Origin of the sequence: Paucihalobacter sp., assembly GCF_036825875.1 — a bacterium.
In the GTDB taxonomy this organism is placed as follows: Bacteria; Bacteroidota; Bacteroidia; order Flavobacteriales; family Flavobacteriaceae; genus Paucihalobacter.
The window spans coordinates 18578-40206 of the sequence record NZ_DAISXK010000021.1 but is presented as its reverse complement, the minus strand read 5'-3'; the positions used below and the strand labels follow the sequence as shown (position 1 = coordinate 40206).

Sequence of the window (21629 nt, the reverse complement as noted above, 5' to 3'; positions counted from 1 at the left end):
ACACAAGTGTGAAACACTCAACTAAATTTGCTATTAATCTACGTTGTCGTGTAAAAATGAATTGTTACTTCTCAATTGAACATCGTCGTTGTCGTCAGTGCCAACTGATAATCTCGAAGTAATAGTCTCGGATGAATGTTTAGATTCGTCCAAATTCACGCCTTGTCTCTTGTATGCTGGTTCTCTTTCTATTTCGTCTATTTTAGCATTATTAAATTTGTAATTGAAGTCTTTCATTTTCCGTCTGCGCTCATTAGCACGCTCCTTTAACAACTCTGAAATAGGCGTGGTCATCGGATCGATTTCTTCTGCCGTTTCATAGCTGCGATCGTTGGGTTCGGCTACACGTCTTTCATAAACTTCTTCTCTAACCTCTGGTGCTTTGGCCTTGGTTTGTTTCGCGGTGGTTTCGGAAGAATTGATATCTTCTAAAACAAAGCGCTTCTCACCTTTATCATTGGCTTCGGTTACAGGAATTATTTCAACATATTCGTTCACATCGAAGTTTTTAAAGTCTTCGTCTAAGGAGAATAATACTTTATTTGAATCATCAATTCCTTTAACGCTGTCCTTTTCTTCTGACTTAGGCGTAAGTGGCAAATCGAAGGTTAGGGTGATTTGCTCTTCCTCAACTGGTTCTATTTCTGTTGTTCGAGGTTTTACATCGTTGATAATAAATTCAGTTTGCTTACGCTTGCCGTCAATCACTTCTTCGTAAGTCACCGACATATTTTTGATAAATTCAGTAGTAGGAATCAATTCAAAATCATCTTTAAAATCGTCTTCCTCTAGAGTATGAACTACTACTTTATCTTTCTCTAAAACAATGTCTGGCATAAAAATAGCTGGTTCGGAATCTTTTACCCTATTGTCATTATCTACTGAATCATCGTCTAAGGCGTGAATCACTTTTTTGGCTTCGGTATTGGAGATATCATTTTGCTGGTCTACATTAAACCCAGTGGCAATGATTGTTACAGCAATAGATTCCTGAAGCGTTTCGTCTTCACCAACACCCATGATAATGTTAGCACCGTGGCCAGCTTCATTTTGAATATGATCGTTGATCTCACCTATTTCATCAATGGTAATTTCCTGTGTTCCTGAAACAATAAGTAACAACACGTTTTTTGCTCCCGTGATTTTATTATCGTTTAACAATGGTGAATCTAAGGCTTTCATGATAGCGTCTTGCGCGCGGGTTTGACCCGATGCTGAGGCAGAACCCATAATAGCCGACCCACTGTTGCTAAGGACGGTTTTGGCATCGCGTAAATCGATGTTTTGCGTGTAATGATGTGTGATAACTTCGGCAATTCCTCTGGAGGCGGTTGCCAAAACCTCATCGGCTTTTGAAAATCCTGCTTTAAAGCCAAGATTACCGTAAACCTCACGTAATTTATTATTGTTGATTACAATTAGAGAATCTACATGACCACGTAATTTTTCTATACCAAGCTGTGCTTGTTCGTTTCGCATTTTACCTTCAAACTGAAATGGCATGGTTACAATACCAACGGTTAGAATGTCTAATTCCTTAGCCATTTTGGCAATGATTGGCGCGGCACCTGTACCGGTACCACCGCCCATTCCTGCGGTGATGAATACCATTTTTGTGTTGGTATCTAACATGCGTCGGATGTCTTCTAAACTTTCAACAGCCGATTGCTCGCCAACTTCGGGATTGGCGCCAGCACCTAAACCTTCGGTTAGATGCAGTCCTAATTGAATTTTATTAGGAACTCCACTATTTTGTAAGGCTTGTGCATCGGTGTTACAGATTACAAAATCTACCCCTTTGATACCTTGCTGAAACATGTGATTGATGGCGTTACTACCACCACCACCAACTCCTATTACTTTGATGACGTTTGATTGGTTCTTTGGCAAATCGAATGCTATACTTCCAAAATCGTGATTGCTCATATGATAAGTTCTTTATTGGGTTTTATATGGATTAATTTATTCTGCATTATCTAAAAAATCTTTGACGCGTTCGGTTAGTTTGTCTAAAAAACCTCGGCGTTCTTTTTTGGGTTTCGTTACAACAGGTTCATCTATTACTGGAGCTTGGGCTTGTTGTTTTTTGACTTCTTCTTGTTCAGCCTTTTTACGCTCCTGACGTTTTAAAGCATCCATTACTAGACCAACAGCTGTGGCATACAATGGACTGGTAACATCAGAATCGGAATCGCCTGCCAAGTGTTCGTTGGGGAATCCGATTCTGGTATCCATACCAGTGATGTACTCCACCAATTGCTTTAAGTGCTTTAACTGACTGCCGCCGCCGGTGAGCACTATGCCCGCAATGAGTTTCTTTTTCTGCTCTTCGTGTCCGTAATTCTTAATTTCTACATACACCTGTTCTACAATTTCAACCACTCTGGCATGGATGATTTTTGAAAGATTTTTGAGGGTTATCTCTTTCGGTTCTCTGCCTCTCAATCCTGGAATCGAGACTATTTCATTGTCTTTATTTTCTCCTGGCCATGCCGAGCCGAATTTTATTTTAAGTAGTTCTGCCTGCTTTTCAATGATGGAACAACCTTCTTTAATATCTTCAGTAATCACATTACCGCCAAAAGGAATTACAGCCGTATGACGAATGATCCCATTTTTAAACACTGCCAAATCAGTTGTGCCACCACCTATATCAATCAAGGCAACACCCGCTTCTTTTTCTTCCTGACTCAATACTGCATTGGCCGATGCTAGTGGTTCCAGGGTAATGCCTTCCAACTCTAGACCAGCACTTTTGATACAGCGACCCACATTTCTGATAGACGACACCTGCCCCACTACCACATGAAAATTGGCCTCCAAACGTCCACCATACATGCCTATGGGTTCTTTAATTTCTGGCTGACCGTCTACTTTAAATTCTTGCGGTAATACATGAATAATTTCCTCTCCTGGCAACATCACCAGCTTGTGCACTTGATTGATTAACCTGTCGATATCCTCTTCATCAATCACGAGTTCGGAATTGGCTCTAGTGATATAATCACTGTGCTGAAGACTTCTAATGTGCTGACCAGCGATTCCAACAGTTACTTCGTTTATCTTAAAATCACATGCCATTTCGGCTTCTTGTACGGCTTGTTGGATAGATTGTATGGTTTGGGTAATATTATTAACCACCCCACGGTGTACGCCTAAACTTTTTGCTTTTCCAATGCCTAAAATCTCCACTTTGCCATATTCGTTTTTACGGCCAATCATAGCCACAATTTTTGTGGTTCCTATATCTAATCCTACTGCGATTTTATTGTTGTCCATTGTTTATTTTTTGGTACATATAACTTGGTTGTCAAACTTTAAGTTAACCAAACTATACTTTTGTAATGTGCTATCTCTATACGCCTTTTGATAAAAAGCTTTGAGATTGTTTATTTTTTTATCTAGTTGTTTCAATGTTCCTAAATGTATTTTAAAATCGTAGGTTCTAAATCGTAGATCTACGGTATCGTCATCATTTAAAATCATTTCAATCACATGCGACTTTAAAAAAGCGTCTTCATCAATCTTTTTAGCAATTGGCAAAATTTGCGCTGCGTTCTTTTTGTTAATTGCACCTGTTATAAGTGGCACTCTTGCTGAATAATTACTACTTAAAGGCATAAACGTACCCTGATCATCTATATAATAAGATGCATTAGTATTGACTCTAGCAATAGGTCTTTTTTGCTCAATTTCCGCTGTGAGTACGCCGTCTACGGACAAGTGTACTTCTGCGTTTTTGATTATTTGGTTAGTTTTTAGGGCGGATTCTAATAGGTTCAAATCTATAATTTCTTTAGGCTTATTCATAACAGCCTCTTGATTTTGTATTAACAATTTACTAACATTCTCAGTTGTAAGAAAAAGCTTTTGATCGCCTTTAAATACAATATCCACTGCTTTAATTTCACGCTTGCTATTTTTGCTATTTGTAAACGCAAACAAGCTAGTGACGGCCAACACTAAAAAAGGCAATTTGATATGTCTTAATTTAACTCGCATGATTTAGTGTTTGCTTAATTTGATAAACTTCTTCGCCAATATCGCCCGCGCCAAGGCTCAATACCACCTGTGAGGTGTTTTGATTTAATATTCTTAATAATTCGGTTTTACTCACTAGTTGCTTATCAGGATTGTTGATTTTACTCAGCAACCAAGCGGAATCTACACCAGGAATTGGCATTTCTCTTGCTGGATAAATTTCCAATAACAACACCTTGTCAAAGTGACTAAGCGCAGCGGCAAAATCATCTATAAAATCTCTTGTTCTGCTAAAAAGGTGTGGTTGAAAAATAACTGTTACCATTTTTCCGGGGTACATTTCGCTCACAGCCTGATAGACTGCTTTTATTTCTTCAGGATGGTGCGCATAATCGTCTATATACACCAAATTTTCATTTTTAATATGGTATGAAAATCGTCGTTTTACACCACTAAAGGATGCTAAAGCTTTGGCGAGCTGCTGGTGAGGGCAACCAAACTCTACAGCCATCGCCAAGGCTATTAACGCATTCGACAGATTATGTCTACCAGGTAGGTTAAATTTGAAATCTTTGATCAAGGTTGTTGGTGTTTTTACATCAAACACATAACTACCTTCGTTTATTCTTATATTTTGAACCGAATAATCGGCGTTGTCTTCTATGCCATAAGTAATACCTTCTAAAGGCAAGCCATTTTTAATAAACAATTTACCACCAACTTCGATGCATTTTGAAAATGCTACAAAAGAATCCTTTAAAGCAGATGCTTCGCCATAAATATCCAAATGGTCTGCATCCATCGAGGTAATGCAGGCAAAGTTTGGACTTAAGGTTAAAAAGGATCTATCGAACTCATCTGCCTCAACTACAGAAACTTCGGTGCCGTTACTGATGAAATTGGAATTGTAATTCTGACTGATACCACCTAAAAATGCCGTGACTGGCACATCGCAACTGTATAACAAATGTCCTAAAATAGCCGATGTAGTCGTTTTACCATGGGTGCCTGCCACTGCTAAACAAAATGTATTTTTGGTAATGTGGCCTAGGAGCTCAGCGCGTTTTACAATTTTAAAATTAGCCTCCTTAAAGTAATTAAACTGTCGGTGTCCCTTAGGAATGGCAGGTGTGTAAACCACCAAAGTATCATCAGCATTTAAAAAGTGGGACGGAATGGTCGACACTTCATCTTCAAAGTTTATAGCGATCCCTAAATCGGACAGCGTTGTGGTGAGTTCTGTTTTTGTTTTATCATAACCTGCTACCTCTATATTTTGCGCTACAAAATAGCGGGCCAAAGCACTCATGCCGATACCGCCAATGCCTAAAAAATAGATATGTGTGTACGATGTTAAGTTCATGATTGCTTTAATAATTTTTCTACTTCATTTACAATAGCATTCGTGGCATTCACCAATGCTAAAGATTTGATGTTTTTACTCAAAGTCTCTCGCAATGTTGCCGAGGACAATAATTCTGAAAACCGGTTTTGAAATTCCGATTCCAATTCACTTTCTTTTATTAATATAGCCGCTTCTTTGGCCACGATGGATTGTGCATTTTTGGTTTGGTGGTCTTCTGCGACATTAGGAGACGGCACAAAAATTACCGGTTTACCGACGATACACAATTCCGAAACCGAACTCGCGCCAGCTCTAGATATAATAATCTCAGTTGCGGCATAAGCCAAATCCATGGTGTCAATAAACGCAAACACCTGCACGTTTTCTAAACTGTTGTAATGTTTGTATTGCTCATAATACAACTTACCACATTGCCAAAGAATTTGAACATTGTTGTCACTGAAAAAATTCAGTTGTTTTTCAATTAATTGATTAATACTTCTGGCTCCCAAACTTCCCCCAAGAACTAAAAGCGTATGCTTGTTGTGCTTTAATTTATAATGATCTTTAGCCGTTATGGATTTGCCTTCAATGGCTAATAAATCTTTTCTAACCGGGTTACCAGTTTTCACAATTTTATTTTTGGGAAAAAACCGCTCTAAACCATCGTAAGCCACACAAATGGTATTCACTTTTTTACCCAATAACTTATTGGTAATTCCAGGAAAGGAATTTTGCTCCTGAATAAGTGTTGGTATACCTCTCATAACTGCCGTTTGCAACAACGGACCGCTGGCAAAACCACCAGTACCAATCGCCACATCAGGTTTAAATTCCTTTAGAATTCTTTTGGCCTTAATAAGACTGCTAATCAATTTTAAAGGGAACGATAAATTTTTTAAAGTTAATTTGCGTTGAATTCCCGTAATCCACAACCCTTCGATCTTATACCCTGCATGAGGCACTTTTTCCATTTCCATTCTGTCATGTGCGCCTACAAATAAAAACTCAGCATTGCTATAACGGTATTTTAACTCGTTAGCAATCGCGATTGCCGGGTAAATATGCCCGCCAGTTCCGCCACCTGATAGTATTATTTTATAGGGTTTTGTCATAAGGCTTCACTTAGTATTTCTAAGGGATTGTCTTCTTTTTCTAATTCTTCTTTTTGTTCTTGGCGCTTGGCACTTACGCTTAAAATAATTCCGAATGCCAGACAGCTCATCCATATCGATGTACCGCCACTACTAATAAGTGGTAATGTTTGGCCTGTAACCGGAAATAATTCCACCGCAACCGCCATATTAATGAGCGCCTGAAATATGATAGGTAAGCCCACACCTAGTACTACCAACTTACCAAATATGGTATCGGCATTTTGTGCCACAATTACTATTCTGAACAACAACCAAGAATACATAATGAGTAAAAACACACCGCCAATGAGTCCGTATTCTTCCACAATGATGGCGTAAATAAAGTCGGAAGCCGATTGCGGTAAAAAGTTTTTCTGAACACTTTTACCAGGACCAACGCCTTGAATACCACCAGTGGCAATAGCGATTTTTGCTTTCTCTATTTGATAATCCGCTTCAGTGACTTCAGTATTAGAAAAACTTTCCACACGATTCATCCAAGTGTCAATGCGGTTAGGCATCAACGACGGAAAGGCTTTGGCAATGAGCACAAAAAATGCAAAGGCTATAATAGCGGTACCGATAATAGCCAATAGATATCTAACAGGGTAACCGCCAATAAAAGTTAACACCAATACCATTGCAAAAATGATGGCTGTTGTTGAAAAGTTTGCTGGTAATATCAATGCCAATACCACAAACACCGGAAGCCAAAGTGGCAAAATACTTTCTTTGAATGTTATTGTTTTATCCTTTATTCTTGACAGATAACGTGCCACATACACCATTAAAACCACTGCTGCCAAGGTTGACGTTTGAAATGACATACCTACTACTGGAATTTGAATCCAACGGCTGGCATTGGCACCATCTATTGTTTTGCCTTGAAAAATGGTAAGTACTAATAAGCCAATAACCACGGGCATCATCACTATAGATAAGCCCCTAAAATATCTATAAGGAATTTTATGCATGCCATACATGATGGCGAATCCTAAAAACAGATGCATAAAGTGCTTTAAAAAATACCCAAAGGTATTTCCAATGCCGCTAGTATATGCCAAATTACTAGCCGCACTGTACACCGGTAAAAATGAGAAAATAGCAAGCAAGGAAATGATGGCCCAAATAAGCCGATCTCCTTTTATATGTTGAAATACATTTTGCATGCTATTGTTACTCTTATAGTTTTCGTACTGCGTCTTTAAATTGTCGGCCTCTGTCTTCGTAATTTTCGAATAAATCAAAACTCGCGCATGCAGGTGATAGTAAAACGCTATCGCCAGCCTGGGCAATTTTATAAGCTATTTTAACTGCTTCGCTCATAAATTGGGTTTCAACAATAATGTCGACCATAGAGGAAAAGGATTGAAGTAGTTTTTCATTATCCACACCTAAACATATAATCGCTTTTACTTTTTCGTTTACAAAGGGAAATAATTCTTCGTAATTATTGCCCTTGTCTTCTCCGCCAACAATCCATACCGTTGGCGCTTCCATACTTTCCAAGGCGTAATAAGTAGCATTTACATTGGTGGCTTTGGAGTCGTTGATATAATTGACCTTGTTAATTTTTAAAACGTGTTCTAAACGGTGTTCCACCCCTTGAAAATTCTCCAGACTCTCACGAATGGTCTGTTTTCTAATTTTGAGCAAATGCGCTACCGTTGAGGCAGCCATGGCATTTTTAATATTGTGTTTACCTTCTAAAGCTAGGTTGTTTGTAGGCATAATGATTTTGTTGTTATCTATGGTTATTATTATTTCGTTGTTGTTGTAATAAGCGCCATTTTCAATCACTTTGGTAAGTGAAAATGGCAGTAATTTTGATTGAATAGAAATGGTTTTTAAATGCTGTTCGATCACCTCGTCATCGGCATCATAAATAAAATAGTCCGCTGCTGTTTGATTTTTAATAATTAAAAATTTAGAAGCGATATACTTTTCAAACTGATACTCGTATCGGTCTAAATGATCGGGTGTGATATTGGTTAACACAGCGATATGAGGCTTGAAACTCACCGTGCCGTCCAATTGAAAACTACTTACTTCTAGCACATAATTTGGAAAATCACAATCAAGCACCTGACGTGCAAAGCTGATTCCGATATTTCCTGAAAGCCCAACCTTTAAATCATTTTTTAAAATATGATGCGTTAAGGACGCCGTGGTGGTTTTACCGTTACTGCCAGTAATGGCCACGATGGTAGCATTGGTGTAACGTGCTGCAAATTCAATTTCGGAAATAACTTTAGTTTGCTGAGCTTTAAGCGCTACCACCAATGGTGCTTTATCAGGAATTCCAGGACTTTTCACCACCAAGTCGGCATTTAAAATTGCGCTTTCGGTATGTTTACCTTCTTCCCATTCAATGTCATTATTTAAAAGAACGTCTTTAAACTTTTGTTTGATGATTGATTTATCTGAAACCAATACCTCAAAACCTTTTGCTTGCCCCAGCAATGCGGCTCCTACTCCGCTTTCGCCACCACCTAATATCACGAGCCTCTTCATGTTATCGAATCTTCAAGGTTACCACAGATAAAATGGCTAATAGAATGCCTATAATCCAAAATCTGGTAACTATTTTACTTTCGTGGTATCCTAATTTTTGATAATGGTGGTGCAGTGGCGACATCTTAAAGATGCGTCTGCCTTCACCAAATTTTTTCTTTGTGTATTTAAAGTAGCTCACCTGCATTACCACTGATAAATTCTCGGCTAAAAAGATGCCGCACAGTACTGGAATGAGCCACTCTTTTCTAACTGCAATAGCGATAACGGCTATAATTCCGCCAATAGTTAAACTTCCTGTATCACCCATAAACACTTGCGCGGGATAGGTGTTGTACCATAAAAATCCAATAAGCGCACCTACAAATGCGGCGATGTAAATGGTGATTTCTTCAACACTGGGGATGTACATAATGTTGAGATAATCGGAAAATATGATGTTACCAGAAACCCAAGCAAATATGCCTAAGGTCAACACGATAATTGCGGAAGTTCCTGCGGCTAAACCATCAATTCCATCTGTTAAGTTGGCACCATTAGACACTGCGGTAATGATAAAAATTACGATTGGAATAAAAAGAAGCCAGACGTAATTACCCAATTTGGGATGGATCCAGGTAATAAGATCGGCATAGTCAAATTCATTTTGTTTTACAAATGGAATGGTTGTTTTAGTTGAACGGTTTTCTGCCTTATACAACTTAGAAGGCGACAAACTGGGATCTTGTGCTAGCAGCTCTTGTTGAACTGCCACCGGAAGCTTTTCTTTAATAGTCACATCTGGACTGAAGTAAAGTGTTGCGCCTACTATTATTCCCAGACCAACTTGACCAATTACTTTGAACCTGCCTTTTAAACCTTCCTTATTATTTTTGAATTTTTTGATATAATCATCAATAAATCCGATGGTACCCATCCAGATGGTGGTGACGATTAATAAAATGATGTAAATATTGCCGATTTTAGCAAACAACAGCACTGGAATAAGCGTTGCAAGAATAATGATAATGCCACCCATAGTTGGTGTGCCTGCCTTTTCTTGTTGACCCTCTAAACCTAAATCTCTAATGGTTTCTCCAACTTGTTGACGGCGTAAAAAATTAATAATGCGTTTACCAAAAATAATTGAGATGAGCAGTGAGGTTAAAATAGCAGCAGCAGCCCTAAAGGTTATGAACCCGAAAAGCGATGCGCCAGGAATGTCGTAATGTTGTTCTAGATATTCAAATAAATAATATAACATCTACTTTTGTAATTGTTTTAAAAATTCTTGAACTACTTTATAATCATCGAAATCTGTTCGCACACCATTAATTTCCTGGTAGGTTTCATGGCCTTTGCCAGCGATTAATATGATATCGTTGCTGTTCGCAAGCTGACAAGCTGTTTTGATAGCTTGCTTGCGGTCTAAAATGGATACTACTTTTTTAAAATGTTGTGGTTCTACTCCATTTTCAATGGCAGTAATAATTTCCTGTGGATCTTCTGTTCGTGGGTTGTCGCTTGTAAATACTACTTTAGTACTTAAAGCAGCGGCAATCTGCCCCATAATTGGGCGTTTGGTTTTATCTCTATCACCACCGCAACCAACAACCGTGATTAATTCTTCGTTTTTGGTGCGAATGGTATTGATGGTTTCTAATACATTTTTTAGTGCATCAGGTGTGTGTGCATAATCAACGATGGCTGTTATTTTTTCATCGGAAATCAAATATTGAAAACGACCGCTCACGCTTTCTAAAGCACTGATCAATCTGAGGTTTTCAAATTTTTCCAAGCCCAATAGTTCGGCAGCGGCATAAATAGCCAACAAATTGTAAGCGTTAAAAGTGCCGATGAGTTTAGACCAAATTTCGTTATCGTTGATTTTTAGCAATAAGCCTTCAAATTGGTTTTCTAATATTTGGGCGCGGTAATTGGCATAACATTTTAGTGCGTAGGTGTATTTACGAGCATGCGTGTTTTGCAACATTAACAGTCCATTTTTGTCATCAACATTTGTTAATGCAAAAGCCGATTTTGGCAGTTGGTCAAAAAAGGATTTCTTCACGTCTCTGTACTCCGCAAAAGTGTCGTGATAATCCAAATGATCATGAGACAGATTTGTGAAAATGCCTCCTTCAAACACCAAGCCCTGGGTTCTGTTCTGATGGATACCGTGTGAGCTTACTTCCATAAAGCAGAAGTTAACACCAGCTTCATTCATTAAACTCAAGTAGTAATTGATGGTTAATGAATCGGGTGTGGTGTGTGTTGCTTTGTATTCGGTTTCATCCACCATTATTTTTACGGTGGAAAGCAATCCAACTTTATAACCTGCATTTTTAAATAGCTGATATAATAAAGATGCAACGGTTGTTTTACCATTGGTACCTGTAATGCCTACCAGTTTTAAATTTGCTGAAGGCACCTCATAAAAATTAGAGGCCATAATGGCTAGTGCTTTGCTGGCATCTTCCACGATAACATACGTAACACCATCTGCAAAGCTTTTTGGTTGCTTTTCGCAAATAACGGCAATAGCGCCACCTTTTATAGCTGTTTCAATAAAATCAAAGCCATCTGACATGGTGCCTTTTATAGCAACAAACACATCGTTTTTAGTGATTTTTCTTGAATCGAATTGAATCTTATTCACTGCAATACTGGTGCTGCCAACCACTGCATTTATAGTAACCTTATATAGTATGTCTTTTAACTGACTCATATAGCTTCTATAATTAGCTGTTGATTCTTATTTAGTTTTACGCCTTTTGCAATAGACTGGCTTTTAACAATACCGTTACCTTTTAATTCAATATGAATAGAAACGTCCATGTTTTCTAATAAGGACAACGCATCCATAACTGGCATACCCACTACAAGGGGCATGATGGTTTTATGAGTATTGGCAATTTGATAGTAATTGTTGAAGTCTTTAGTTACATTTTTATCGTCAAATTCAAGACTTTCAACTTCATCAATTAAAGGTGTATCGGTATAAATCTTTTGAGCTATTTTCTTAAACACTGGTCCCGAAACATCGGCGCCGTAGTAACCAACTTTGTTACTGGGTTTATGAATAACCACTATACAGGAATACTTCGGATTTTCTGCAGGAAAATAACCAACAAAGGATGATATATAGCGTTTGTCTTCGCTCCAGTCGTCCATCCAGTACTCGGTGCGTGCGGTTCCTGTTTTTCCCGCCATTGAAAAATTTTCAGAGTACATTCTGCTTCCAGTTCCTCTAACAACTACGTTTTTTAAAATCTCACGTATTTCACTCAAAGTTTGATCCGAACAAATTTTAGGATTTATCACTTTTTTATTAAAAACCTCAACCTCTCTGTCAAATTCTTTCACCGCTTTGATAAATCTTGGCTTTACCATTTCGCCATCGTTGGCGATAGCATTGTAGAAGGTTAATGTTTGTAATGGCGTCATTCTTAGGTTATACCCGTAAGCCATGGATGGCAATGCATTTTTACTCCACAGTTTATGTCCAGGCTCAGGAATGACTGGCATACCTTCGCCACGAATTGAAATACCGAGCGTATCATTTAAATGCCATGCCTTTAAACGATCTATAAATTTTTGAGGTTCCTTTGAATAGTAATCATCAATTATAGTTGCCAAACCAATATTTGATGACAACTCAAGAGCTCGAGCAGCAGATATTTTACCATGACCTTTAGAGTCCGTAATTGTTCTACCATAAAAGGGTTTAGACCCCATTCTGGTATCTACTATGGTAGCCGTATCAACCGCTTTATCTTCCAGCGCTGCCATGAGTGCCATAACTTTAAAGGTAGAACCAGGCTCATGGCTTTCGCCTACTGCATAATTAAGACGCTCATAATATTTTCCATCGGTATTACGACCTAGGTTTGAAATGGCTTTGATTTCTCCGGTTTTCACATCCATTACAACCGCGCAACCATGTTCGGCTTGGTAAAATTCTAACTGACCTAAAAGAGAGTGATGGGCAATATCTTGAATATTGGCGTCGATAGTTGTAAATACATCATAACCATCTTTTGGATCAATTTGGTTATAATCTGCGATGGGTTTCCATTGGCCATTGCCAATTCTTTGTTTCATGCGCAAACCGTTGGTGCCTCTTAAGTATTTCACTCCGAAAGCGCCATCAATTCCCGCTCTGCTTACTTTACCATCTTCGTCAAACCGCTCATAACCAATACTACGCTCGGCAATTCCACCCATAGGGTGTTCGCGTTTGGTGGTTTGTTCTACAATTAATCCGCCTTTAAAAGCACCCAATTCTAACAGTGGAAAGCTGCGAACGCGGATATAATCGGAGTAACTCAAGTTTCGCGCTACCAGAAAATACCGATTTTTATTAATTCTTGCTTTGCGCAATTCCTTTTGAAAATGCGATGACGGCTTGCCTGTAAACACTGAAAGCGAATCGGATAAGGCTTTAATATAGGTATCAAATCGCCCTTGTGTTGGCGTTAAGGCATCAAACCTAATATCGTATTTTGGGATAGAAGTTGCCAACAAATTGCCATCGGCCGAATAAACATTACCACGATTGGCAGGAATCACCACGTTTTTAACCGTGCGCTTTTCGGCCATATCGCGATACTTGTCACCATGCATAAACTGAATGCTTAGCAGCTTAAACAAGACCGCCAAGGCAAAAACGAAAAATATTCCGGAAACGAAATACAATCTATTCAGTATATGTTTATCTTCTATTGCCACAGTGTTATGGTTGTTTTTTAACTCTTATTTTTTGCGGTGGATTTGGGGATGAATAAATCTTCTTTTCTGCCACTTCTCTAACTACATTAGATTCCATTTTTAATTTCATCAGCTTTGAACGTCCATCCACAAATGCGGATCTGAGTTCTTTCACGTCATTATTCATGCGTGCTATTTCGTACACCTTTTTATCGGCACTGTGCGAACTAGCAATCATCACGATGGCCAACACCGAAATAAAAATGATGGCACGCCAGTTTTTGAAGGCGTCATCATTCACCAAAAAAGTCCCTCTTAAAATGCTATATATATTTCCTTTCATAATCGTTCAGCAATTCTGAGTTTAGCGCTTCGTGCGCGACTATTGGTTTTTATTTCCTTTGAAGAAGGCACTATTAAGTTGCCAACTTTTTTAAATGGCACTTCAAAATTTCCAAACACATCGCGCTTTGGTTCTCCTTCAAACATGCCGTTTCTTATAAATCGTTTTACCAATCTATCCTCCAATGAATGATAGGAAATTAGGCTCAATCGTCCACCGTTATTTAATAATTCGGTGGTTTGCAAAAGGAATTCCTTAAGCGCTTCAATTTCCTGATTCACTTCAATTCGTATGGCTTGATAAATTTGCGCCAGAATTTTATTTTCTTTATTTGGTGGTAAAAATCGCTGCAAAACGGTTTTTAGTTCTACACTTGTTTTTATAGGTGCTTCGGTGCGGGCAGCAACAATAACTTTTGCCATTGCAGGTGCTTGACGCAATTCGCCATACTGCCACAACACTTGTTTTATTTGTGATTCTTCATAAAAATTAATCACCTGATAGGCCGAGAGCTCGTTATCCTGGTTCATTCGCATGTCCAAATCTGCTTCGAAACGTGTTGAGAATCCACGCTCTGCCACATCAAATTGATGTGAAGACACGCCAAAATCTGCCAGAATACCGTCAACTTGTTTCACACCATAAAAGCGTAAAAAGCGTTTTATAAATCTGAAGTTTTCGTGAATAAGCTGGAATCTATCGTCTTCAATGGTATTTTGAAGCGCATCCCTATCCTGATCGAAGGCATATAATTTGCCTTCTTTATTGAGTCTTTTTAAAATCTCTTTGCTGTGACCGCCACCACCAAAAGTGACATCGACATACACACCATTTGGTTTGATGTTTAATCCATCTACGGTCTCGGTAAGGAGTACTGCATTATGATATTCCATCGTTGTCGTCATCTTGTCCCATTACTTCTTCGGCCAGCTCAGCAAAATCGCTCGTGGCAGTATTAATTGCGTGTTCGTAACGATCTTTATCCCATATCTCAACAATGTTGATTGCGGATGCCATCACAATTTGCTTTGAGATATCGGCAAACAATTGCAAATCTTTCGGAATATTTAAACGTCCGGTGCCATCAACGTCTATGATTTTTACACCAGCGGTAAACAGTCTTATAAAATCGTTATTCTTCTTTTTGAATCGGTTGAGCTTGTTCACTTTATCCATCATCCTATTCCACTCACTCATCGGATACAACTCTAAACAAGGCTGGAACACAGCGCGTTTTAGCACAAAACCATCTTGAAGCACAGGCAGTAATTGCTTTTTAAGCGCAACAGGAAGCATCAGTCTACCTTTGGTATCTGCCTTACATTCGTATGTGCCTATTAGTGAATTCACTTGATGCTATTTTCAGTTTTAACGATAACAAGTCAAATATATTGAAAAATATTCCACTTTTTACCACTTTTTACCACTTTTGTTCATAAGTTTTCGATAAAGCGCATTTATAGGCTGTTTTTAAAAAGCAAACTATCGATTAGATTCATTGCTAATTGGTTTGTTGTAACATGTATTTTGATGAAAATGTGTGGCTAGTTTTTGTTGTTGTCGTCTTTCAAAAGATGCTAATTTTATCTTTGAGCAAGGTGGAAATTCGCGGGATATAGTTAAATTCACACTTTTAAGAATACACAAAAACAAAACAGATTTTTTTATGTAGATTTGTTAACGAAACTCATAATTTCATTTATGGCACATAGGCTTAAGAAGGAACAGCAATTTAGTTATATAGAAGTAGGTGAAGGCACGCCAATTATCATCTTGCATGGCTTGATGGGTGGACTGAGTAATTTTGATGCGGTTACTAATTTTTTTAGTCAGAAAGGTTATAAAGTAGTCATTCCAGAGCTACCGATTTACAGTATGCCACTCCTAAAGACCAATGTTAAAAATTTCGCTAATTATCTTAAGGATTTTGTAGAATTTAAAGGTTTTGAGAGTGTTATTTTACTTGGCAATTCACTAGGTGGTCATATTGGTTTATATCACACTAAAATGTACCCAAATAAGGTGAAAGCCTTAGTAATAACTGGAAGTTCGGGGCTTTACGAAAGTGCTATGGGTGGTGGCTACACCAAGCGAAGTGATTATGAGGTTATTAAAAAGAAAGCTCAAGATGTTTTCTATGATCCTGCTGTTGCCACTAAAGAAATTGTTGACGAAGTTTACGAGACCGTAAACGACCGTAACAAACTTATTAAAACACTCGCTATTGCCAAGAGTGCCATACGCCATAATATGTCGAAAGATTTACCCAATATGCTAACGCCAACCTGCATTATTTGGGGAAAGAATGATAGTGTTACGCCGCCAGAAGTCGCCATTGAATTTGATCAATTACTACCAGATTCGGAGTTGTTTTGGATTGACAAATGCGGACATGCCGCAATGATGGAGCATCCCGAAGAATTTAACAAGCTTCTTTTTACCTGGTTGGAGAAACGACAATTTTAAAAGAAAGTTATGCATATAAAAACGGCTGAATTTGTAATAAGTAATTCAGAGGTATCGAAATGCCCGAAAAATAGAATTCCCGAATATGCATTTATAGGCAGGAGTAATGTTGGCAAATCTTCTTTAATTAACATGATTACTGGTAGAAAAAGTCTTGCAAAAACTTCGGGAAGACCAGGTAAAACGCAACTTATCAATCATTTTATTATCAATAATAATTGGCATTTGGTAGATTTACCAGGTTATGGATATGCAAAGGTTTCAAAAACGGCTAAGAAAAAATTTCAGCAATTTATTACCAATTATTTTCTACAACGCGAACAATTAATTTGGGCCTTTGTATTGATAGACATCAGGCATGAACCACAAAAAATAGACTTAGAATTCATGCAATGGATGGGCGAAAACAGCATTCCATTTTCCATTATATTCACCAAAGCCGACAAACTGAAACCCAAAGCCATTGAACGCAACATTAACGAATATATCAATGTTCTTTTAGAAACTTGGGAAGCGGCACCTCAGTATTTTATCACCTCTGCAACTTCGTCTTTTGGGAAAGATGAAGTTTTGAACTTTATTGGCACTACCAACGAAGAAGTTTTAGGCGCCGAATAAATTATCGCCTCTTTATTTAAGATTTCACATCCAGCGCATCGCGTAAGGCATTACCAACCAGCATAAAACTCATCACTAGCAGCATGATACAAAACGCAGGAATAAGTGCCAAATAAGGTTTTCCTAAAATAATATAATTATAATGGTCTTTGATCATTGCGCCCCAACTGGCCATTGGTGGTTGTGCGCCTAAGCCTAGAAAACTCAGTCCACTTTCTATAAGTATAGCAGCAGCAAAATTAGCCGCGGCAATTACAATAACCGGTGCCATAATATTGGGTAATATATGCTTGGTAATGATTCTAAAATCGTTGTAGCCTAAAGCTCTGGCGGCAGTCACGTATTGCATTTCCTTTACACTCATAATTTGACCGCGCACTACACGCGCCACTTCCACCCACATCGTTAAACCAACGGCAATAAACACCTGCCAGAAGCCCTTGCCCAAGGCCAGGGTAATAGCAATCACCAATAATAGTGTTGGGATTGACCAAGTCACATTGATGATCCACATGATAAAAGCATCGACTTTGCCACCAAAATAGCCTGCTAGGCTTCCCATAAAAATTCCTATCACCAAAGAAATAAATACCGCTACAAAACCAATAAAAAATGAAATTCTCGAGCCAATTAAAACCCTACTTAACAAATCGCGACCATATTTATCGGTACCGAAAACATAAGTTTTTTCGCTAATAAACGCAGCTGCATTATCATTTGGAAACACTGATAAAGGCACTTCTTTTACAATTTCAAGATTTGAATTTGGTGTGAATTCAACATATGTTAAAAGGTTGTTTTCAATTTTATAACTGCTTATGGGTATTTGATTATCGGAGTTCTTATAGCCAAAAAACCATTTAGACAAATAGGACTGATCGTTTTTTAGTTGAGATGGGATGGTGAGAATTGTCGCTTTAAAACCTGGCTGTTTAGAGTGTAATGAAATTTGCATTTGGTTGGCATTTTCTGAATTATCGGGCGCCAGGAGGTAGGCAAATACCGCAACAAAGCCTATTAATACAATCACCGTAAAACTTAAAACGCCCCAAAGATTTTTTTTAAATCTTTGAAGCGCTAAATATGATAATGAGCCTCGATGGTTGCTCATGTGCTTATTCCTTTACAGCCGAAGCTACTTTTGTTTTAATGGGTTGTGCTGTTTTTAAATCGAATAACACATTCACTGCTTCTTCAACGTAAACATCTTTAGCCAAACTTTCATGCCATCTGTCACGTTTTTGTTTTAAAACAGAATCCTTTGTCATTAAATCAACTTCGTATGGCAATGAAACAAAGCTTAAATTATTTCTATACTCGCTAATTTTGTCGAAGCGTTTTGCTTCTTCTTCATTGCGTTTTAATTCATCTTTATATTGGTTGTAATTCAAGGAGAAATTTTCTCTGTCTCTTATTTGCTTTACCCATTGCGCGTTGGCGTCAATAAGCTTAAGCTGCTCGTTAATCGCCATGCGCTCTGTGCTTTTTTGGATGGTACTGTCGAAATCGAAATAACCATCCCAAATATCGTAATCGACCGGGCTTATTTTATCCCATGGTAATGGATTGTTTTGGTCTTTTTCACCAATGTCTATATAGCTGTAGCGATCTGGAACTATCACATCACTCTTAACACCTTCTAATTGTGTAGAGCCACCATTAATTCGGTAAAACTTTTGGGTGGTGAATTTTAAAGCACCCATATCACCACTTGAGTTACTACGAACCATTCTGTTTAAGTCAAGAACATTTTGAACGGTACCTTTTCCGTAGGTTTGCTTGCTGCCAATTACGATAGCTCGCTTATAATCCTGCATAGCTGCTGCTAGTATTTCTGAAGCCGAAGCTGAAAGCTCGTTTACCAAAATTACCAATGGTCCATCCCAAACAATACTGCGGTCTTTATCACGCAAAATTTCTTTTGGTTCGCCTGCTGTTTTAACTTGTACTACTGGTCCTTCTTTAATAAACAATCCAGCAATGTCAACAACTGTTTGCAAGGATCCACCACCGTTATTTCTTAAATCGAGAACAAGACCTTCGATATTTTCTTTTTTCAATCTTTCAATTTCAAGACGGATATCTGAAGCGGCGTTTCTCTTTTTATAATCTGTAAAATCAACATAAAATTTCGGTAAATTAATTATGCCAAACTTTTTATCTTCTTTGATTACCGTTGAGGATTTAGCATAAGTTTCTTCTAGCTCAACCACATCTCTTGTTATGGTTACATCGGTTATGCTACCGTCCACTTTTTTAAGTGACAAGGTAACTTTAGTGCCTTTTGGTCCTTTTATAAATTTGATGGCATCCTCTAAACGCATACCAACGACATTAACTGCTTCTGATTCGTTTTCTTGACGCACTTTCAAAATTTGGTCGCCTACCTCAAGCTCATTCTGTCTCCAGGCTGGACCACCACTTATAATCTCGTTAACTATAATTCCGTCTAGTCGTTTTTGAAGTCTGGCACCAATCCCTTCAAAATTACCTGACATTGCAACATCAAATCTGTCTTTATCTTCTGGGGCGAAATAAAAGGTATGTGGATCAAATTCTTCAACTATAGCGTTGATGTAAACTGAAAACCAATCTTTTCGCAAACGCTCATCAATAAATTCATATAGCTCATCTAACTGACTTAATGTAGTTTCTCTAGATTCAGCTTCTAATTCTGCGACTGATTTTATCTCTTCAGAATCTTCACTCTTTTCTTGTAGCGTTAACAAGTCGTCGTAATTGGCTATGGTTGAAAACTTCAACTGTTGGCGCCATCTTTCGCGCATTTGTTTTTTGTTTTTAACGTAATCCAATTTTTCGTAGTCTGATGAAAATGTTTCTTCTAAATCATAATTAAAAGGTTGCGACAACACTTCTTGATACAGAGCTTTGGTTTCTTCAATGCGCTCAAGTAAGCGAGTATGTGTGAGATTGAAAAATGACAAATCGTAATCTTTAATTTGATTGTCTATTTCGTTTTGATACTTCGAAAACTCTTTAATATCGGACTCATAAAAATAACGCTTGTAAGGGTCTAACTGGTTTAAGTAAGATTCAAATACATTTTTAGAAAATTCGTCATCAATGCTTTTCGGGTCAAAATGACCTTGCTCTAATACGTAAGTAATAAGCTGTATCAGCAACTTATCTTTGTCAGGATCGTTAAAGGTTTTTGTGGTAAAACTACAAGAAGCGAAGGCTAATAATAAGGCCAACAACAGTAGAATTGAATTCCTTTTCATTATTTTAATCAATTTCATCTTTCTTTTTTTTCTTTCAATTGCGATTATCTGATAATTAAAATCAGAATATATCAAAATTAAATACGATTGGACTAAAATAATAGAAAAAACCGTGCCACGCCTTAACTCTGCTACTAATTTTTTGTTAAACCAAAAATGTTCGATGAATCGTTTTGAAATTGTTAATTTTATAGCTTAAAAAAAATTGTATTTATGTCGAAGAAACCCTTAATACTCGTAACCAATGACGATGGAATTACAGCACCTGGCTTACGAACTTTAATTAGCGTGATGAATAGCATTGGCGAAGTGGTGGTGGTTGCTCCGGATAGTCCGCAAAGCGCAATGGGTCATGCTATTACCATCAATTCAACACTATTTTTAGAAAAAATAACCATAGACGATGGTCCTCAAACGGAATACAGTTGCTCAGGCACACCTGCCGACTGTGTGAAACTTGCTGTGAATGAAATTTTAGGTCGAAAACCAGATATCTGTGTTTCGGGTATCAACCACGGCTCTAATTCCTCCATCAACGTAATTTACTCCGGAACCATGAGTGCTGCGTTAGAAGCCGGCATTGAAGGCATACCTGCAATCGGGTTTTCACTACTTAATTATAGCTGGGGTGCCAAATTTGAAGCTTGCAAAAGCTTTGTGAAAACCATTACAGAAAATGCGCTAAAAGAAGGCATTCCTAGAGGTATTGTTCTCAATGTGAACATTCCAGATTTAGTCGAAAAAGACATCAAGGGTATTAAAATTTGTCGACAGGCCAATGCTAGTTGGAAAGAAGAATTTGACAAGCGCACCAATCCATTGGGACGAGAATATTACTGGCTTACTGGTGCTTTTGTGAATGAGGACAAGGGTCAAGATACAGATGAATGGGCTTTGGCTAATGACTTTGTGTCGGTTGTGCCAGTGCAGTACGACCTAACCGCGCACCATTTTATTCAAGATTTAAACACTTGGAAATTGAATGAAAAATAAAGATATATTTATTGGCATTATTGTAGGACTGATTGCGAATGTTTTCGGACTTATTTTCGCTATTCAAATTTTTGGCTCGTCTGATGATTATATGAAGGTTATAAAAGATGCCATTGCAAATGATTTTTTTGGAAAACTCGTTGCCATGGGAGCCTTGTTAAACCTCGGTGCTTTTTTTGTTTTTATCAAGAAACGACAAGATAATCGCGCTATGGGTGTGCTAATCATTACGGTAATAGTTATGCTAATTACTTTCGGATTCAAATTTTTATCATAATCTTTGTCATCATACAAATCCGATT

At 37.9% G+C, this 21629-nt stretch carries 19 protein-coding genes; 4 read left to right on the top strand and 15 right to left on the bottom strand.

The features are described from left to right. Nucleotides 1-33 precede the first annotated feature (33 nt). Genes ftsZ through mraZ form a run of 13 tightly spaced genes read right to left on the bottom strand, consistent with a single transcriptional unit; the run spans nt 34 to nt 15358 of the window. The gene (gene ftsZ / locus V7Z48_RS07840; RefSeq protein WP_334112855.1) at nt 34-1926 is read right to left on the bottom strand and encodes a cell division protein FtsZ; all 1893 of its coding nucleotides are present in this window, start codon (nt 1924-1926) and stop codon (nt 34-36) included. A gap of 36 nt (nt 1927-1962) precedes the next feature. Then, nucleotides 1963-3279: a cell division protein FtsA gene (gene ftsA, locus V7Z48_RS07835; RefSeq protein ID WP_334112854.1), complete on the bottom strand. Its 1317-nt coding sequence runs from the start codon at nt 3277-3279 to the stop codon at nt 1963-1965. Between the two features lie 3 nt (nt 3280-3282). After that, nucleotides 3283-4002, bottom strand: coding sequence for a cell division protein FtsQ/DivIB (locus V7Z48_RS07830; protein WP_334112853.1), 720 nt, complete (start codon nt 4000-4002; stop codon nt 3283-3285). Continuing rightward, on the bottom strand, nt 3992-5344 hold the full coding sequence (gene murC, locus V7Z48_RS07825; protein WP_334112852.1) for a UDP-N-acetylmuramate--L-alanine ligase: 1353 nt from the start codon (nt 5342-5344) through the stop codon (nt 3992-3994). The genes V7Z48_RS07830 and murC overlap by 11 nt, the downstream gene beginning before the upstream one ends. Then, nucleotides 5341-6441: an undecaprenyldiphospho-muramoylpentapeptide beta-N-acetylglucosaminyltransferase gene (murG, locus tag V7Z48_RS07820; RefSeq protein ID WP_334112851.1), complete on the bottom strand. Its 1101-nt coding sequence runs from the start codon at nt 6439-6441 to the stop codon at nt 5341-5343. Before murG ends, murC begins: the two co-directional genes overlap by 4 nt. Continuing rightward, nucleotides 6438-7631: an FtsW/RodA/SpoVE family cell cycle protein gene (locus V7Z48_RS07815; RefSeq protein WP_334112850.1), complete on the bottom strand. Its 1194-nt coding sequence runs from the start codon at nt 7629-7631 to the stop codon at nt 6438-6440. Before V7Z48_RS07815 ends, murG begins: the two co-directional genes overlap by 4 nt. A 13-nt stretch (nt 7632-7644) precedes the next feature. Further along, nucleotides 7645-8976, bottom strand: a complete 1332-nt coding sequence (gene murD / locus V7Z48_RS07810; protein WP_334112849.1) for a UDP-N-acetylmuramoyl-L-alanine--D-glutamate ligase — start codon at nt 8974-8976, stop codon at nt 7645-7647. A gap of 1 nt (nt 8977) precedes the next feature. Beyond that, complete coding sequence (gene mraY / locus V7Z48_RS07805) at nt 8978-10219, bottom strand: phospho-N-acetylmuramoyl-pentapeptide-transferase (protein ID WP_334112848.1); 1242 nt, start codon at nt 10217-10219, stop codon at nt 8978-8980. Continuing rightward, on the bottom strand, nt 10220-11683 hold the full coding sequence (locus tag V7Z48_RS07800; RefSeq protein WP_334112847.1) for a UDP-N-acetylmuramoyl-L-alanyl-D-glutamate--2,6-diaminopimelate ligase: 1464 nt from the start codon (nt 11681-11683) through the stop codon (nt 10220-10222). It abuts the gene before it with no gap. Then, complete coding sequence (locus tag V7Z48_RS07795; protein WP_334112846.1) at nt 11680-13686, bottom strand: penicillin-binding protein; 2007 nt, start codon at nt 13684-13686, stop codon at nt 11680-11682. The genes V7Z48_RS07800 and V7Z48_RS07795 overlap by 4 nt, the downstream gene beginning before the upstream one ends. A gap of 4 nt (nt 13687-13690) precedes the next feature. Beyond that, entirely contained in the window at nt 13691-14008 is a 318-nt protein-coding gene (locus V7Z48_RS07790; protein WP_334112845.1) for an FtsL-like putative cell division protein, read from the bottom strand. Beyond that, nucleotides 14005-14901: a 16S rRNA (cytosine(1402)-N(4))-methyltransferase RsmH gene (rsmH, locus tag V7Z48_RS07785; RefSeq protein WP_334112844.1), complete on the bottom strand. Its 897-nt coding sequence runs from the start codon at nt 14899-14901 to the stop codon at nt 14005-14007. The genes V7Z48_RS07790 and rsmH overlap by 4 nt, the downstream gene beginning before the upstream one ends. Further along, nucleotides 14888-15358: a division/cell wall cluster transcriptional repressor MraZ gene (gene mraZ / locus V7Z48_RS07780; RefSeq protein ID WP_334112843.1), complete on the bottom strand. Its 471-nt coding sequence runs from the start codon at nt 15356-15358 to the stop codon at nt 14888-14890. The genes rsmH and mraZ overlap by 14 nt, the downstream gene beginning before the upstream one ends. Nucleotides 15359-15709: 351 nt before the next feature. Between mraZ and V7Z48_RS07775 the strand changes: the two genes are divergently transcribed. Next, the gene (locus V7Z48_RS07775; protein WP_334112842.1) at nt 15710-16474 is read left to right on the top strand and encodes an alpha/beta fold hydrolase; all 765 of its coding nucleotides are present in this window, start codon (nt 15710-15712) and stop codon (nt 16472-16474) included. A gap of 9 nt (nt 16475-16483) precedes the next feature. Beyond that, nucleotides 16484-17092 (top strand): ribosome biogenesis GTP-binding protein YihA/YsxC, encoded by a 609-nt coding sequence (yihA, locus tag V7Z48_RS07770; RefSeq protein WP_334112841.1) that lies wholly within the window; start codon nt 16484-16486, stop codon nt 17090-17092. Nucleotides 17093-17108: 16 nt separating this feature from the next. On the opposite strand, the gene V7Z48_RS07765 is transcribed toward yihA, so the two are convergent. Further along, nucleotides 17109-18203, bottom strand: a complete 1095-nt coding sequence (locus tag V7Z48_RS07765) for an ABC transporter permease (RefSeq protein ID WP_334112840.1) — start codon at nt 18201-18203, stop codon at nt 17109-17111. A gap of 4 nt (nt 18204-18207) precedes the next feature. Continuing rightward, the gene (locus V7Z48_RS07760; protein ID WP_334112839.1) at nt 18208-20334 is read right to left on the bottom strand and encodes a carboxy terminal-processing peptidase; all 2127 of its coding nucleotides are present in this window, start codon (nt 20332-20334) and stop codon (nt 18208-18210) included. 213 nt (nt 20335-20547) lie between these two features. Between V7Z48_RS07760 and surE the strand changes: the two genes are divergently transcribed. Together surE and V7Z48_RS07750 are read left to right on the top strand one after the other, a co-directional pair. After that, nucleotides 20548-21327 (top strand): 5'/3'-nucleotidase SurE, encoded by a 780-nt coding sequence (surE, locus tag V7Z48_RS07755; protein WP_334112838.1) that lies wholly within the window; start codon nt 20548-20550, stop codon nt 21325-21327. Then, complete coding sequence (locus tag V7Z48_RS07750; RefSeq protein ID WP_334112837.1) at nt 21317-21604, top strand: hypothetical protein; 288 nt, start codon at nt 21317-21319, stop codon at nt 21602-21604. Before surE ends, V7Z48_RS07750 begins: the two co-directional genes overlap by 11 nt. Nucleotides 21605-21629: the final 25 nt, after the last annotated feature.

What these genes read in the sequence shown, in the direction of transcription:
- ftsZ (WP_334112855.1), bottom strand. Translation starts at nt 1,926, where the DNA reads ATGAGCAATCACGATTTTGGAAGTATAGCATTCGATTTGCCAAAGAAC.
- ftsA (WP_334112854.1), bottom strand. Translation starts at nt 3,279, where the DNA reads ATGGACAACAATAAAATCGCAGTAGGATTAGATATAGGAACCACAAAA.
- V7Z48_RS07830 (WP_334112853.1), bottom strand. Translation starts at nt 4,002, where the DNA reads ATGCGAGTTAAATTAAGACATATCAAATTGCCTTTTTTAGTGTTGGCC.
- murC (WP_334112852.1), bottom strand. Translation starts at nt 5,344, where the DNA reads ATGAACTTAACATCGTACACACATATCTATTTTTTAGGCATTGGCGGT.
- murG (WP_334112851.1), bottom strand. Translation starts at nt 6,441, where the DNA reads ATGACAAAACCCTATAAAATAATACTATCAGGTGGCGGAACTGGCGGG.
- V7Z48_RS07815 (WP_334112850.1), bottom strand. Translation starts at nt 7,631, where the DNA reads ATGCAAAATGTATTTCAACATATAAAAGGAGATCGGCTTATTTGGGCC.
- murD (WP_334112849.1), bottom strand. Translation starts at nt 8,976, where the DNA reads ATGAAGAGGCTCGTGATATTAGGTGGTGGCGAAAGCGGAGTAGGAGCC.
- mraY (WP_334112848.1), bottom strand. Translation starts at nt 10,219, where the DNA reads ATGTTATATTATTTATTTGAATATCTAGAACAACATTACGACATTCCT.
- V7Z48_RS07800 (WP_334112847.1), bottom strand. Translation starts at nt 11,683, where the DNA reads ATGAGTCAGTTAAAAGACATACTATATAAGGTTACTATAAATGCAGTG.
- V7Z48_RS07790 (WP_334112845.1), bottom strand. Translation starts at nt 14,008, where the DNA reads ATGAAAGGAAATATATATAGCATTTTAAGAGGGACTTTTTTGGTGAAT.
- rsmH (WP_334112844.1), bottom strand. Translation starts at nt 14,901, where the DNA reads ATGGAATATCATAATGCAGTACTCCTTACCGAGACCGTAGATGGATTA.
- V7Z48_RS07775 (WP_334112842.1), top strand. Translation starts at nt 15,710, where the DNA reads ATGGCACATAGGCTTAAGAAGGAACAGCAATTTAGTTATATAGAAGTA.
- yihA (WP_334112841.1), top strand. Translation starts at nt 16,484, where the DNA reads ATGCATATAAAAACGGCTGAATTTGTAATAAGTAATTCAGAGGTATCG.
- V7Z48_RS07765 (WP_334112840.1), bottom strand. Translation starts at nt 18,203, where the DNA reads ATGAGCAACCATCGAGGCTCATTATCATATTTAGCGCTTCAAAGATTT.
- V7Z48_RS07760 (WP_334112839.1), bottom strand. Translation starts at nt 20,334, where the DNA reads ATGAAAAGGAATTCAATTCTACTGTTGTTGGCCTTATTATTAGCCTTC.
- surE (WP_334112838.1), top strand. Translation starts at nt 20,548, where the DNA reads ATGTCGAAGAAACCCTTAATACTCGTAACCAATGACGATGGAATTACA.
- V7Z48_RS07750 (WP_334112837.1), top strand. Translation starts at nt 21,317, where the DNA reads ATGAAAAATAAAGATATATTTATTGGCATTATTGTAGGACTGATTGCG.